At 47.4% G+C, this 14547-nt stretch carries 13 protein-coding genes and 1 tRNA gene; 2 read left to right on the top strand and 12 right to left on the bottom strand.

Going from position 1 to position 14547, the window contains the following annotated elements; genetic code table 11:
- The 3 genes from GX117_01135 to GX117_01145 form a co-directional block, all read right to left on the bottom strand.
- The coding region (locus GX117_01135) for a 2-hydroxyacid dehydrogenase (GenBank protein NLO31948.1) at positions 1 to 182 on the bottom strand (182 nt) is incomplete at its 3' end.
- A 257-nt stretch (positions 183 to 439) separates the two neighbouring features.
- Positions 440 to 1426 (bottom strand): methyltransferase domain-containing protein, encoded by a 987-nt coding sequence (locus GX117_01140; protein ID NLO31949.1) that lies wholly within the window; start codon positions 1424 to 1426, stop codon positions 440 to 442.
- Positions 1427 to 1793: 367 nt separating this feature from the next.
- Positions 1794 to 1870: transfer RNA gene (locus tag GX117_01145), tRNA-Met, on the bottom strand.
- 342 nt (positions 1871 to 2212) lie between these two features.
- Here GX117_01145 and GX117_01150 point away from each other — a divergent pair.
- On the top strand, positions 2213 to 3223 hold the full coding sequence (locus tag GX117_01150; protein NLO31950.1) for a hypothetical protein: 1011 nt from the start codon (positions 2213 to 2215) through the stop codon (positions 3221 to 3223).
- 108 nt (positions 3224 to 3331) lie between these two features.
- Here the strand turns inward: GX117_01150 and GX117_01155 are convergent, their stop codons facing one another.
- The 5 genes from GX117_01155 to GX117_01175 form a co-directional block, all read right to left on the bottom strand.
- Positions 3332 to 3817 (bottom strand): hypothetical protein, encoded by a 486-nt coding sequence (locus GX117_01155; protein NLO31951.1) that lies wholly within the window; start codon positions 3815 to 3817, stop codon positions 3332 to 3334.
- Between the two features lie 12 nt (positions 3818 to 3829).
- On the bottom strand, positions 3830 to 5698 hold the full coding sequence (locus GX117_01160) for a family 20 glycosylhydrolase (protein NLO31952.1): 1869 nt from the start codon (positions 5696 to 5698) through the stop codon (positions 3830 to 3832).
- Between the two features lie 22 nt (positions 5699 to 5720).
- Positions 5721 to 6704 carry a hypothetical protein gene (locus GX117_01165; protein ID NLO31953.1) on the bottom strand — a complete coding sequence of 328 codons (984 nt, stop codon included), beginning with the start codon at positions 6702 to 6704 and terminating at the stop codon, positions 5721 to 5723.
- Between the two features lie 95 nt (positions 6705 to 6799).
- Positions 6800 to 7828, bottom strand: a complete 1029-nt coding sequence (locus GX117_01170; protein ID NLO31954.1) for a sulfotransferase — start codon at positions 7826 to 7828, stop codon at positions 6800 to 6802.
- 64 nt (positions 7829 to 7892) lie between these two features.
- On the bottom strand, positions 7893 to 8225 hold the full coding sequence (locus tag GX117_01175) for a hypothetical protein (protein ID NLO31955.1): 333 nt from the start codon (positions 8223 to 8225) through the stop codon (positions 7893 to 7895).
- Between the two features lie 159 nt (positions 8226 to 8384).
- Between GX117_01175 and GX117_01180 the strand changes: the two genes are divergently transcribed.
- On the top strand, positions 8385 to 9275 hold the full coding sequence (locus GX117_01180) for a TIM barrel protein (protein ID NLO31956.1): 891 nt from the start codon (positions 8385 to 8387) through the stop codon (positions 9273 to 9275).
- A gap of 85 nt (positions 9276 to 9360) precedes the next feature.
- Here GX117_01180 and GX117_01185 read toward each other — a convergent pair whose 3' ends face one another.
- From GX117_01185 to GX117_01200, 4 genes are all read right to left on the bottom strand, one after another.
- The gene (locus GX117_01185) at positions 9361 to 11934 is read right to left on the bottom strand and encodes a hypothetical protein (protein NLO31957.1); all 2574 of its coding nucleotides are present in this window, start codon (positions 11932 to 11934) and stop codon (positions 9361 to 9363) included.
- A gap of 345 nt (positions 11935 to 12279) precedes the next feature.
- Entirely contained in the window at positions 12280 to 12801 is a 522-nt protein-coding gene (locus tag GX117_01190) for a hypothetical protein (GenBank protein ID NLO31958.1), read from the bottom strand.
- On the bottom strand, positions 12785 to 14245 hold the full coding sequence (locus GX117_01195) for a pilus assembly protein PilM (GenBank protein NLO31959.1): 1461 nt from the start codon (positions 14243 to 14245) through the stop codon (positions 12785 to 12787). Before GX117_01195 ends, GX117_01190 begins: the two co-directional genes overlap by 17 nt.
- 139 nt (positions 14246 to 14384) lie before the next feature.
- Positions 14385 to 14547: hypothetical protein (locus GX117_01200; GenBank protein ID NLO31960.1), on the bottom strand; the 163-nt coding region annotated here is incomplete at its 5' end.

The raw sequence follows: 14547 nt of genomic DNA on the forward strand, positions 1-14547 counted from the left end.
GCCACGGTAGCATCCACAATATCATGGACGAAAATACACACGGCATCAAATCCTGCTGCAGAAGCATCTGTGTCCGGCGTCAATTTATGTTCAAAATAGGTTATACTGAGATCGTTGGGTCTATATTTTTCAAAAGAGCTTTGCGAAAAGTCTTTTGTATCATAAAAGGCTATCTTTTTCATCGTATATCTTCCTTTATTTTAATCCTTATCTCTATTAAAAAGAACACTATGGTTTAGACCTTTGTTCCACAAAACACGAGTAAAACCATCAAATTAAAGGGGTATAGAGCTAGGCAGTATTCAGTCTTTATAAATAGAAAGAAAAAGCGCTTTGATTAAGGACTTAGCATTAATCAAAGCGCGCAATCACGAAGATTATAGGGGCCTGTAAACAGGATCGCTATGTGTGCTGGTCTATTCGTTGAAAGGAAAGCTGTTTAAGGCTTATAGGCTTCAACCAAACCGTCCATATGGGTATCATCATGGAGTTTTGCGATTCTTTCAAATCCGGCGGCACTGAGGCTGTCCTGTACATCTTCAAAACTGTAGGCGTTGCCGCCTTCTGTACCGACCAACATATTCACTGCAAAAAGCGCCCCGGATACGGGATGGGTTCGGTCGGGGCTTAAGAGATGATCCCGGATTAAGATGCGTCCTCCTGATTCGAGGGCATCGAAACATTTCTTTTGCAGGGCGACATTTTGTTCTGGACTATTTTGGTGAATAATTGCGGAAAGCAAAACCAAGTCGTAGCCCGTAGGCAGCGGATCGTCATAAAAATCGCCTATGGCAAGGTCTATCCGGTCACGGACGGGCGAATCTGCGAGTCGGTCTTCTGCCATTTTGATGACCAGTGGGCGATCGAAAACGGTAGCGCGCAATTCGGGGTAGTATTGCGCAAAAGCTTCCGCGTAGGATCCGGTTTCCCCCCCCACGTCCAATAATTTACGGGCATTCTCTGCTTTTGCCAAGACAGCCGTTTCAGCAGCCTGTTCACGGCCGACCACGTGCATGGCGTAGATAAAGGCTACCAGTTCATCTCTTTCATACAGACCCGCCGGCGTGTCCTCTTTTTCTCCGGTACGCACGATATCGGTCAATTGCGCCCAACGGTTCCACATACTTGCGGAATGCAATATCATGGGTCGGACTGACTCAAGAGCGGATGATGAAAGCAGTGCGGCGTGTTGTGGCGGACAACCATAGCGCTCCTCTTTTTTTTCAAGCAATCCCATAGCGGACAGGGCGTCAAGAAGAATTTTTGTGCCCCGTTTTTGTGTTCCCAAAAGGGCAACCGCTTCATCAAGACTCTTGGGCGTGGATAGATGGGTGAACACATCCAATTCCGCAGCCGAGAGCAAGACCCGTGTGCCCATAAACTGCCGCGCCAGTCCCAGCAACGATCCCGTATTCCATGTACTCATAGACACTCCTACCTTTCATCTGATTCTTCAAACTTACACGTATCTCATCCCGAAAAAGGCTGATTTTATTGTATCGTTCCTTTTGTTTGGTAAGAGAATACACTATCTCTGTTATTGAATCAAACGATTTTTTAATCTGTCAAATTCCGTAGATTCAAAGGGAAAACTAGCCCCTTATTTAAAAAAAGGTGGCGGCAGGAGTTCCGAAAGAAAGGATTTATATAAAAGGCTAGATATAGGGCACGCACCATTTGGGATGATAGCGTGTTTAGAGACCATTAAATGAATAGCTTTAGGTCTAAAAAAAAAGCCCCGCCAACAAAACACTCAGTGTTGTTCGCAGGACTTCGTTATCATTAAATAATATTGGTAGCGGTGCAGGGATTCGAACCCCGGACACGTGGATTATGATTCCACTGCTCTAACCAACTGAGCTACACCGCCACACATCCGTAGTGTACCATATTAATTGTATGGGTTTCCACTTTTCACCCAGGCAAAACACCGGGTAACGGGCGAAAAAAATATGAATAATCAAGGGTATATTTTTTTCTAATTACGAATTGAAAAAAGCCTTGCATGAGAATAAAATTTTCATGTATAGTACCTGAATATGTGGAATGATTGCCCTTTCAAAGCCTTTATCGAATAGCTTAACAATATTTCTCACTTTCGGGAGGTGTTGTTATCGGCAATTGTTAAAGGGTACTGAGCACTAGACGGACAAGCCCTTAAATTTTTCATGCAGGTATTTGTAATTTAATGACGGGAAACGGGAGTAGTATTATGAGCCAATCTTCATTTTCGAGGAGAAACTTTCTTCAACTTTCTGCCGCCGGTTTTGCAGGCGTGGTTTTAGGCGGCAAGAGCGCCTTTGGAAATGGGACACCCCCATGGAAAAAGACTTTTACCGTGTCCAATACCGCTGCGATTCGGGTAATGCAATTTACTGATCTCCATTTCTTTGCCGGACATAAGAAAAACTTGTCCGATGAAGAAGAATTGGAACGGCGTATGCATACGGTCGACGATTTAAAGCGGCACGTGGACAATGCCAATGCCGACCTTATCCTTGTTACGGGCGACTTTTGGCACGAAAACCCCGAGGGCCGCGGCCCCGAGTATAAGGCCTTTGCTGTTGAGCAGCTGGAAAATCTCGGTGTACCATGGGCCTTCACTTGGGGTAACCATGACCATCTTCCCGACATAGCCGCCGGTCATCGCGACCTTGCCGCTGCGAAGGGCAGCCTCTACTGCGGCGCTGCCGAAGACGGTAATTATGTCATTTCTATAGAAGACAAATCCGGCACTGCCTTGGCTGAAATCTTCTGTTTAAATACCAAAGATATCGGTGTTCAGGAAGATACGCGTCAATTTATACGCCGTGCCGCAGGCGCTGATGCAGCAAAACGTCCAATGCGCATCGCCGCCTGTCATATTCCCTTACAACAGCACGATCAAGTCTGGGAAGACAAAATCGCAACCGGTTTCATTGGCGAGCGGATCTGTTTTGAAGAGGAAGACGGTTCATCCTTGAATGTGCTCAGTGATTCCGGCATACAGGCTTTTCTTTGCGGACATGATCACACGAACGATTATTCCGGCGTAATGGCGGGTGTGGAGCTGATTTACGGTCGTTCCACCGGTTACAGCGGATATGGGAATGACAAACTTCCTAAAGGCGCGAAAGTGTATACCCTTGATCCGGCGCGTAAAGCCATGGAATGGGAGTCTCTCTTGCCTGATGGCAGCACATGGCGCCCCGGACCTGATGAACGTATTGATAAACGCTCCTAAACCGGATTTATCTGAGCGCTTTCATTGCGTGATCTGAACGCTTTAGTAATCGGGTGTTCCCCATGAGTTTTGATCCCGTCCGGCGACTGAGTCGGGCGGGATTTCTTTTTACTCTCTTGTTGGCTCTTGGTTTTCCTCGCTGTAGCGGTTTAGTTTTCGCCATAACGTATTGCGTCCGATTCCGAGTCGTTTCGCAGCCCGCGTCTGATTGCCTTTACACGACTTGAGCACCTTTAAAATGTGTTTCTTTTCCATGACGTCCAAGGCGTCGTCCTTTTCCAAGGGCGAATCGGATAAAGGGGCAAGGGCTAAAGCGCGCTTTACCATGAGGACTGCCTCCTCGCCAACAAGGGGCAGCATAATATAGCCCAATACGCCCTCTTTCATGGCGTTGACAGCCTCGGAAATCGCAGAGACAGGCGTTAAGAGTAGCGTCGGTATAGAGGCAGCAGTCTGCCGCGCCTCGAAGAGATCATCGGTGACTAAAACCGCAGGCGTTAAATCGCTGACCCGGAATCCTGCAACTTTATAGATCACACTGAGTGTGGTTCGTAATGCAGGATCCTGTACATGCAAGCACACTTTTGGGTTCATGGATTCTTTCGTTTATGGCGCTAGCAGCGCTGCCAAGCTTTCCAATCTGCCGACACTATCGGCGAGGCCGCCAACGCGGTTACGGGCCAGCCATACGGTTTTAAACTCTGAGATGATGGGAGTCAACTCATCCAACAAGGATTGTCGTACGGATAGGGGTAAGAGGGCAGTGCCGCAGTCTCCTTTCAGGCGCTCCTCTCCCAGTCTCAATGCAAATTTAGCCATCCGTATATTTAAGAAAAACTCATTGAGGAATTCTCCGGCATTTGGGCAAGTTGGTTGGGCTTGCTCCATGCGGCTTGAAGCGTCTTCCAGAAGATACCGCGCAGTTTGGATACCGGGAATGGACATGTTCCGAATCCAATTCTTTCCTGGGGCATTGTCACGGGCACTCAGAAGCAATCCATAATATACGGTATTGTTATCGTGAATACTTCCGGTCGCGAGATGCGCATTTCCCAGATCCATCGCCGCTTGTGCCATAAGTTCACTGCTGTCTTGGAAAACATGGACATTGGCGGCATGTGCAAGGTCAAGTTCCACATTGGCGTCATAGGCCCAACTGAGAGCAGCTCCCCACGCGAAAGGAACAAAAGAAATAGAGGCGCCTTGCCAATGGCCATTGTCCCCCCAATCGGTCATTAAAAATCCGATAGCGTGATTATTCAGCCCATTTCTTGCTGCTTGTTTAAGATTTTCCAAGGCGTTGTTGGTACGGCCTAAGAGTGAATTCCATGAGGATGTGCCGGGGCACACATAAAAAGGAACTCCGGAGGCCGCCAATTTACGGCATCTGTCAGCGAAGGGATGATCCGCTTCATAGCCCCAGACCATGGCAACGACATTATCTGGCAATTCAGGAATGAGACTTGGGTAGTTGAGAATGATATCGGCCCAAAATTGCATGGTTCTCCCCTGCTCTTCCACAAGGCCGTGAATCTCTTTTAAAAAGTTAAGATAGACCCGGCCCTTGCCCAATTTGTTGACAGCATCTTTACTGCATCCCTTACCTAAGCCATAAGTCTCGTCACAGCCCACGTTGAAGCTGGTACTTGAAAAGTTTGGCAGCAAAGCCGCGTACATACTGCGCAGCAATGCGATGCTGCCTGGATGAACAGGGCATAAATCCGTGGAGGAAGGACTTTCCGCCAGATGCTTATAGGCGTCATGTTTTAACCAACGATGCATATGACCAAAAGAATTTTGGTTCGGAACCAAGCTTATAAACCGTTCTTTACAGTATTGATCCAAGGCGCGTATTTCGTCGCCGGTCATGGGCGAAGCGTCTTTCCAGACGACTTCATGGCCGGGATAGGCGAAACTATGTTCCATATACAATTGCAGTTGATTCAGTTTTAGAGAGGCGAAAAGATCCACCATTTGATACAAACTCTCCATGGTGGGAATCTTGTCGCGTGCAATGTCCAACATAACGCCGCGATTGGGGAAATCGGGCCAATCTTCGATATAGACAACCGGGAGTACGCCGCTTCCTTTGTATTGATTTTTCAACTGATTCAAGGTTTGATGGGCATAAAAAAGGCCGTCGGCAGCGGCGGCGATTAAGGTGATTTGTTCCCGTTCCACGGACAAGATATAGCCTTGTTGATGGGGCATCATTTCGGGGCGCAGTGGTTCTTGCGGCACTAACGTATCCGGCGCAAAAGCGTTCGGGGTTAATCGAAGCATACGGGGCGTGGGCAGCAATACGATCCGCTCTAAGGAAGGCGGCGGAATGGTTGGCGCAAGGACTTCTTCCTTTCGCGCTGACTCCGGGACACTGTCCTTGGCGGGTTTATGGGGGAAATTTAAGGAACTGCATCCATGGATGAGAATCAATGCTGCTCCTATAACAAAGAGAGAAACGAAGAGTTGTTTCAAAATTTACAAAGCTCCCTATGATTTATTCTTCAACGACTGTAGTTGTATTTTCCGAATTGGGGATAAGTACCTCTTTAAAGAACAAGGCTGCCTGTAGCTGCAGATGATCGCGATGTTCATTGGTCAAAGCCGTGTGTTGTTTTATATCAAGTCCTCGTGAACGCAATGCCGCGAACAAATGATCCTGTGCCTGTTCTTGGGTATACAGCAGTACAAGAGGCGGCAGAGAGGTGGTCTCAGCAAAATGAGGCGCTGCACGGGGATAGTTTTCATCGAAATGCTTTTCCGAATCCTCTTCTGTAAGAGATGCCTCATGCAGCGACAGAGGATCAAGCAAAAGTACTCCCTTTGTACTTAAGGAGGCGCTGTTGTCTTCTGTCAAAGATGCCATTTCCCACAAGACATATTCTGCGGCAGTACCTTCACCAAATAATGCCAAGCGCCCATCTTCTATGCCATGGCCTAAACCCCGTTCCTTTAAAAAACGTTCCAGCTGAGACAAATCTTCAAAATAACTGTCTCCATCGCCGTCCTCACGCTCATGAACACGACAAAAGGCAATCCCCGATTGGAGACATTCTTTTAACAGGATGAGGGGAGGCTGGTCTATACTTGCGTCAGGAGAAATCCAAATGACGGTGGGGAAAGGAGCTTTTCCTTTCCGAGGCAGCCATAGATCCAAATCTTGCCCGGCTATATCCCCATAAGATAGCGTAATAAACTGCGGCAGTATTTCACTGATATCGGCGCCTCGATTTTCTTGAGCAAGACCCGGTTCAATCATTTCTCCAAGATCGGTTTCTTCTTTCCAAATACCCATTCTGAAGCGCTTCACTTCGTCCATGCTCAGCTTCCCATCCTTATTTAAATCTGCCTCGGGATACCGCTTTAATAGTTCTTTTAATCCCGGATGAGAGTCTGAGTCAACTTCCGAAAAAGCGAAACAGGAAAATCCAAGTATCAAGCAAAGGGCGAGTCTCAGAGGTTTATGAAATTTTAGTTCCATCCTTAGATTCCAATAAAAGGGTTATTGAGTGATAGTATTTCATCGTCGCAGCGTCATCTTAAGAATCACTGCCACAATAACGGTATAGAGAAGATTTATTGTTCGCGAAGCAAGACATCACAAAACAATTGTATTTTCCGCAATAAACGTTGCAATCTTGCCGATTTACGGGTCATTGCACGCAAACGCATAATCATCTTTCGTTCAAAACGATATCGGGTTAGTTTCGTTGATTTCGGCGGACTCACTTTCTCGCCGGCTTCTTCCAGTGCTTGCCACAAGCTTTCGATAGGATAACCGAGTTGGGCGAGATCATCGGGATGGACGGATGCAATGATACCTTCGGCCCTTTTTCGTTTGTCATCGTCTGACGCTAATTCTGCCACCCATTTTTTAATGGAAGCAGTATTGGGTTTTGTATGTTGTTTTACACCGATGGGATCCCCCAGTCCGCCGGAAGGCTGATCTGTTTCCTTCTCCTTCTTGCCATAATCGATAGCGTCCGGTTCATAGGGGATACCGATATGACGGCATATTCGTTCAAACCAAAGTTCCGGCTCTTTTACGAGTTCTTCATAGGGCACATGTAATTTGGTGGGCGGCGCCTCCATGCGAAGAAATTCCGCCATAGCCGGCACATAGCGTTCAATGATGGGATTGTGGGCATGGGCAGCTTCATAATCACCGTCGAAAAAGGAGTTTGCAAAGGAAGAGAAAATGGCTAGTGGATGGCGCGTCAGTACGATGTACGCCGCATCAGGATAAACCTTTGCTAAAAAAGGAAGAACCAATCCATAGGCGGGCGTTTTATCCAAACACCATTCCTTTTCTCCTTTGCCCTGAAGATAGCGGCCATATAAGGTGTCACAATAAGCACGGCACGCATCCCAATAATCCGCCTCAGCATGGGGCAATTGGGAGACAAACAATTGCTGTGCTTGTGCAGCCAAAATATGGTCGTAAGGCGCCTTGTCCACTTTTGCCCAAAGTCCCAAATGGGCGAGAGGTGTGATAATATGGGGTTCCGGTCCGCCTTGAACCTTTGAATGGGACGCCAACATGCGTTCGAGCATGGTTGTTCCCGAACGAGGGGCACCAATGATAAACAACATTTTAGGAATCATAGTGAAGTGCTTTTCTACAGTTTATCAGCAGTATTGAGTTCATCCGGTCAGCGCACAACACAGCTTATCCTTCGCCAATTTCTCCCACAAAACACGGCTGTTGCCCTCGAACGGGAAAGACCAATTGCTGTCCTTCTGTGCTGATGGTGAGGTAGTTGACATCGAAATCATCGGGAAGAACACGGATAGATTCAATGCTGCTGCGGGGAATGACATGTTGGCTTAGTTTATCATCGATTTGAACACCGCGCGGATTGATACGAGCCACCATAATGCCCCGTCCTTGAATAGCTACCCAAGAATCGTTGAAGGAAAGACATTTTCCTACAAAAGATAAGGGGCGTGTTTGTTGGTTGAATTTGATCAGTTTAATACGGATTATTTTATCTTTAATCATGCCTTTTCTCCCGTGGTTGAATAGACCTACTACAGAGCGCAGTATATCATATCTGTTCATTCTCTGAATAAGCGAATGATTGTGATACTATGGTTTCAAAGCACTTCGTAATAGCCGAAACAAGATTCTACACGAACAACAAGTGAAGGAATTACAGCAATGAGATTCAAGAAAGAATATACACGACGCGCCGCCTTATCATCCCTAGCATCTATTTCCGGATTGGCTCTTTTAAACACAGTTACACCAGCCCGCAGCGCTGCTCATGCTGAAAGTAGGGCAACGCCTCAAAAAGGTCGTTTGCTGCAATCCGTCAGTCGATGGTGTTATGGAAACTTGTCTTTGGACGAACTTTGCAGCGCCGCTAAAGATATGGGAATTCTAGGCATCGACTTGCTGGAAGAACAGGATTGGCCAGTTGTAAAGGAACACGGCTTGATCTGTTCCATGGCGAGCGGACTAGGCCGCATCTCCAAAGGATGGAACCGCCCGGAACATCATACGGAACTGATCGAAACAGCTCAAACCTTACTCCCCAAAGCGGCGGCGGCGGGCATCAAGAATGTGGTTGTATTTTCAGGGAATCGGCAAGGATTATCTGACCGGGCAGGTATCAAAAATTGTGCGCGTGGATTGGAGGTTATTTTACCTCTCGCCGAATCCTTGAACATCGTGCTTTGCATGGAATTGCTTAACAGCAAACGAGATCATAAAGATTACCAGTGCGACCATACATCATGGGGAGTCGCACTGGCCCAAGCCTTAAAGTCGGAACATTTCAAATTACTTTATGATATCTACCACATGCAAATTATGGAAGGCGATGTAATCGCTACAATCGACGAGAACATCTCCTACATTGGTCATTTTCATACGGGCGGCGTTCCCGGCAGAAATGAAATTGATCAATCGCAGGAGCTAAATTACCGAAGTATTTGTAACGCCATTGCCGACCTTGGCTTTGAGGGATTTCTGGGACATGAATTCGTGCCTCGGGCACAGGATCCTCTACATTCGCTACGCGAAGCAGTAGCCATTTGCACGGTGTGACGCGGCGCAGCAGGAAGAACCATCCCCCCCATTGCTACTTTCAATGACCTATTGATTGCCACGAAGAATTTTTTCAACATGTAATTTATTGTTGCGGTTCCGTAGGTCCCGCCGCCGGTTGGGGCTCATTCAATCCGGCTGCATAACGACCAACCTGTACCCAATCCGCCACGGTAATTTTACCATCGCCGGCGGTGCTATAGGGGGCACAGTCTAAGCGTTGAAATTCAGAGCCTGGCGTGACAATGTCCAAACTGGCAACAAAGCGACCTGCTTGCACCCAGTCCGCCACATTGACGTTGCCGTCTCCACCGGGACGCGGAGTGACATCCCCTTCCAAGGGCCCTGAAGGCGTTTCGCCTTCTCCCCCAATAAGAACAAAGATCGCTACAACATGCATATCATTCATGACGTTAAGGTCTCTGCGGGGATTGTCTGTTCTGCCGTCACTCCACCCTTGAAATATATAGTTGGCGGCATTTGATGCGAGTACCTGAGAGCCATTGCCGCCGTATAGCACTTTTTGTTCGGATTGCCCGATAATGGATCCTCCGGTGGTTGCCGTATAACGGAGTGTGAAGCTCTCTTGCTCAAAAACAGCTGTTACATCAATAGAAGCTGTAACATTCATATCGGTCCTTGGATTATCGGTGCGTCCATCGCTCCATTCAACGAAAACACAATGAGCATTGGGAATAGCGGTTACCGATTCTCCATTGCTGCCATGAGACACGGACTGTGTCGTCGCGCCTTGGACAAAGCCGTATTTTGCTGCCCTATACGTTAATTCATAGGTGTTGCCCACAAAAATGGCCGTTACGGACAGGGATCGCGTAACGTCAAGGTCTTGCCTTGGATTTTCGGTGTTTCCATCACTCCAGCTTGCAAAATGGAAGCCAACATCTGCTTCGGCAAAGACTGCTTCACCGTCATTCCCATGTTCAACCTGTTGCTGTGCGCTGCCGGAAATGTGTCCGTAAAGTCCTGCGCTATAATCAAGCTCGTATTTGACACGTGTGTATGCCCCGTCATTTCCATCCACTACACGAAGGGTATCGGGTTCAATGTCTACGACAAGCGCGAGAGGGGCATCCCAGCCATAGAGGGGCTTAAAGTGAATTGTATGGCTTCCTATCCAAAGCCCCGGCACTGTTTCGCCGCTTGGTAACCAATCGTCCGTCCCGTCAATGTTCCAACCAGCGCCATCGCCCACGGCATCCACAGGGGATAGCAAAACCTGCAGCGACCCTGTTTCCACAGGAGCATATTCATAGGCACCTCTATCGAATGCGCTGCCTTGGGGTCGTGGAACTCCGCGGAAGTCGACCAAAATCAAGGGCTGCGCTGTGGCACTGTCAATACAGGGTGAGTCCGGCTGTAAACGGAGGTCACCTTCTTTTACATCTAGGAACAAGGGGTCGTCTGTAATATTTTCTTCGCCGTCAAGGCCGTTGGCAATACATGAGAATGAGATGGTAACTTCACTGTTCCCAAATTGAGCGATTTCAGGAAATTCATAAGCGCTGTTGCCGTATAGAATGGAATTTACAATCTTGGGCGAAGATGCGTGTATATTGAAAATCGCTCCTCCCTGCGAAGCTGCTTCATTTTCGGTTAAGGTGCAGTGTTTCATTTGATGAGACGTACTCGAATTATAAATGGCACCTCCAATAAAATCCGATTTGTTTTTCCAAAAAATACAATTTTCAAAGTTGGGAGTACCATTGAAATTTGCGACAGCACCGCCCTCTCCCCCCAGTTCGTTTCCTTCATAGGCATGGTTTTTTTCGAATGAACAACGCTTAACCAAAGGAGAGGCAATGAGATTTAACAAAGCGCCGCCGGCATTGTTGCAGAAGTTATCTCGAAAGGTAGAACGCAGTAGGGTTGGAGAACAAGAATAGTTAGCAATAGCACCGCCGCCGTTTCCGTCGAGAGCACTATTTTTTTCAAAAATGCAGTGATCAATGAGTACCGTTGATTTCTCTACATATAAAGCGCCGCCGTTAGTGGAAGAGTTTTCCTGAAAAACACAGTTGCTGATACTTATCTCCGTATTATTGCAGTACAGGGCGCCGCCCGAGGATTGCGCTTTGTTATTGAAAAAAGAACAGTGACTGAGCGTTATTTTTGCGTTGTTGTTGAATACAGCGCCGCCTTTTTGGGCTGCTTCGCAATCCCAAAAAATACAGTTTGCCAAGGTCATGTCCATTACACCATTATTATAGAGCGCGCCTCCATCCAAAAGTGTGTTCCCATTGCGGATTACGAATCCATCTAATACGGCATTGTCTGCACCAATAATCATCCATCCCGATAGTCCCGATCCATCAATAATGGTCGGGGCAGATGCAAAAGAGCGTTGTTCGCGCCCTTTCTCTGTACCGCTGAAACCCCCATATAAAGATACTCCGGCTTTCAAACTCAGCGCGGGACTGGTATTCGGCACATAGCTTCCTTCGGCAACCCATATTTCATCGCCGGCAACGCTCCGACTCATCGCCGCTTGCAAAGAACCGGCATTCTCCCACGATGAGCAATCGCCCGTACCATTCGGTTTGACATAATAGACATGAGCCGCTGCGGGCAGAACAGCCAATAAAGAACTGACTAGTACAAATCCTATCAAAAGAAATGCTTTTACGTTGTGATGAGTCACGATTCCGGGCTCCCATTGTCATTTATTCATTTTGAAGATGATGCGCCGCTTATACGTGTTTTAATGCTTCGACTAACACTGCACTACAATCCGTGGTGACGCCCTATTTCAAAAGACGCGCCACGCAACACAAAGGCAAGGAGGCTTGATAAAAAGCTTTTTTCTCAGATCATGTTCAATAGTCGGCGCAAAAATACACAGTCCATAAGAATCGTCTACAGTGTACCTGATAACCGAATTTGGAACAACTTCTCAGACTGAATGGTCTTCTTTTTTGAGGATCGCTGAATCTCGTGTTTTTATGAGTCCCAAAACACGGAGGACTCGGAGATTCTTAAGAGTGCCTTAAGAAATCAATGTGACAAAGGTCAGGTCACAATCAAGCCCTTTTTCTGAGGGTGCAGGTCGGAGATAGTCCATTTTGTAGACAGCGACCAAACTGGTACTTGAGTACACCTGATAAAGAAAGTCTACCAATTCTTTGAATTCCACGCCTTGTAAACGCAACTGTACCATAGGTTGTTTAGGTGATGCGTTTCTCTGCTTATATTCCTCTAATTGGGCACGGTTACGCATATTCGTATTGTTCAGCAGATTTTCAATATAGGTGAATAAGGAAAAGTCAGCGGCTCTTTCGTCTAGTTTTTCCATTAGGATTTTTTGTTTTTCCAAGCGGTCCGCTTCTTCCTGACGGAACATAGTTTGCATTTGCAGCTCATTTTTAAGCGACGCCAATTCGCGTTCCGAAGCTTGGTACCATTTCCGCGGTCCCATAGGCACATAGAGCAGAAGCAGCAAAACCAAAAGGGAGGCTACGATCCCTAGGAAAAGGGCTATTTTTTCTTTAAAGTCAAGATTCAGATTCACTAATAGCCTCCTCAGGGCGGAATGCCTGTATACGGAATGTGGTTCGTTCTCCTTGAGAACGAAGGTTCGTATCGTCAGAAAATTTAAATAAGTCAGATTGTTTGACTAATTCGAAAGCTTCATTAAAAGCGGCGGCGTTGGTGGTAGAGCCGGTAATGCCGACCCACCCTTCCCTCGCTCCCGGCTGTGCGACGCGCAATTCGCTTATGGACACGCGATCATGAGAAATTTTCGATGCCACTACATTCAAAATATCCAAGAGCGGCGGATCATTAAAGATGGCAATATCCACGTCATCTCCCAAACCCTCATCCGCCATTAACTCAATTTCATCTTCAATGGCGGCAATCTCGTCGCGAATTTGATCGATAAGGACTTCATTGCGCAAACGATTCTCATGATAGTACCACGCGCAACCGAGCAGAAAGAGCAATGCCAGGCAGGCAGAAAACATGAGATGTGCCACCACCCCCCGGACAACGCCATGGATTTGCTGCGCATCTTTCATAAGGTTGATACAAAGCCCGCCGCCGCCTGCCGAATATGCCGCGCCTATGGCAGATTCCCAACACCCCGTCACCGCATTTTCATTATCGGCGTCTCTTTCCGGAGGTTGCATCCCTTTGAGCGCGTCTATGAGCACACTCTGGGTAATAGGCATGGAGAGCAGGTCTTCTAAGTGGTCGATTTCTTCCGGTGCCAAGTTGGTTCCCGTAAGAGCCAGTGCAGCAATTTCTCCGTCACCGGTCCATCTGGCTAGGAAAGCGCGGATCGTATTTTGAATTTCTCTGCAAACGCCATCGGGCGCATGCCGTAATTCTTCTTCTCCAAAATGGAGGAGTCTAAAAAAGGCAAGTGTCTTTTGATGGACAACGGCTAGGATAGCACTTTTTTTCCTGACATGCACTACAGCGCGCAAGCCTTTGCTATTCTTCTGGGTTGCCATCCACAACGCGGTAAGCCCCGCCACATCAACGCCTGCCATCTCCGCTTCAACACCTGCGGCTTGGAGCAGTGCCATTTGTTCTTCAAGATTACTTCTGCGCGTGCCAACAGCCAGCACTTCGGTGGCGCCTTCCGCTTCACGAACCACATTAAAATCGAGGAGCAATTCTTCCAGCGGGAAAGCCAGATGGGGCTCCAATTCAAAAGGAACGGCTTTGGCAACCCGTGCGAAACCTTTAAACGGGATATTCAGCGTTCGTACAATGGTCATTGTGCTTGGAACGCATAACACAAAGGTGGAGGGCTGAACTTTGAGTCCATCCAAGGCATCGTTCAAAGCATCAACAAGTGCATCAAAGCGTTTTTCAGGCGCGTCATAGACGGCTCTTCGCGCCTGTAAATCCAAAATGCGGGGTAGTTTCTTGCCTGTTTTGACTACCGCCACCCGTATTTCATCGCCGTCAAATTCAATAGCACCTATTTGAGCTTTTACAATCATTGCATCCTCAATAACGATAAGTTTAATTTTGGTATCAGCCGCCGCTGCAAGGCACAGAGATGGGCTGTTGAATCAGGAGTAAGAAGCGCTGCATGAATGAACGGAATTGCACAGCATTACGTTGACCCTGCAATCTTCTCTATTGTACTATTTTCCAATCTAAAATACGGAACATCTGACGGGACATATCATTAAAGTCTTGTTGATATTCAATTCCCAGCCGATCCATAGCCTCATCAATATCTATGGGATCATAGGGTTCTCGAAATACATAGGCTTCTATACGCACCTGTATATCATCC

It is taken from the genome of Candidatus Hydrogenedentota bacterium (assembly GCA_012523015.1).
Lineage (GTDB): Bacteria > Hydrogenedentota > Hydrogenedentia > Hydrogenedentales > CAITNO01 > JAAYBJ01.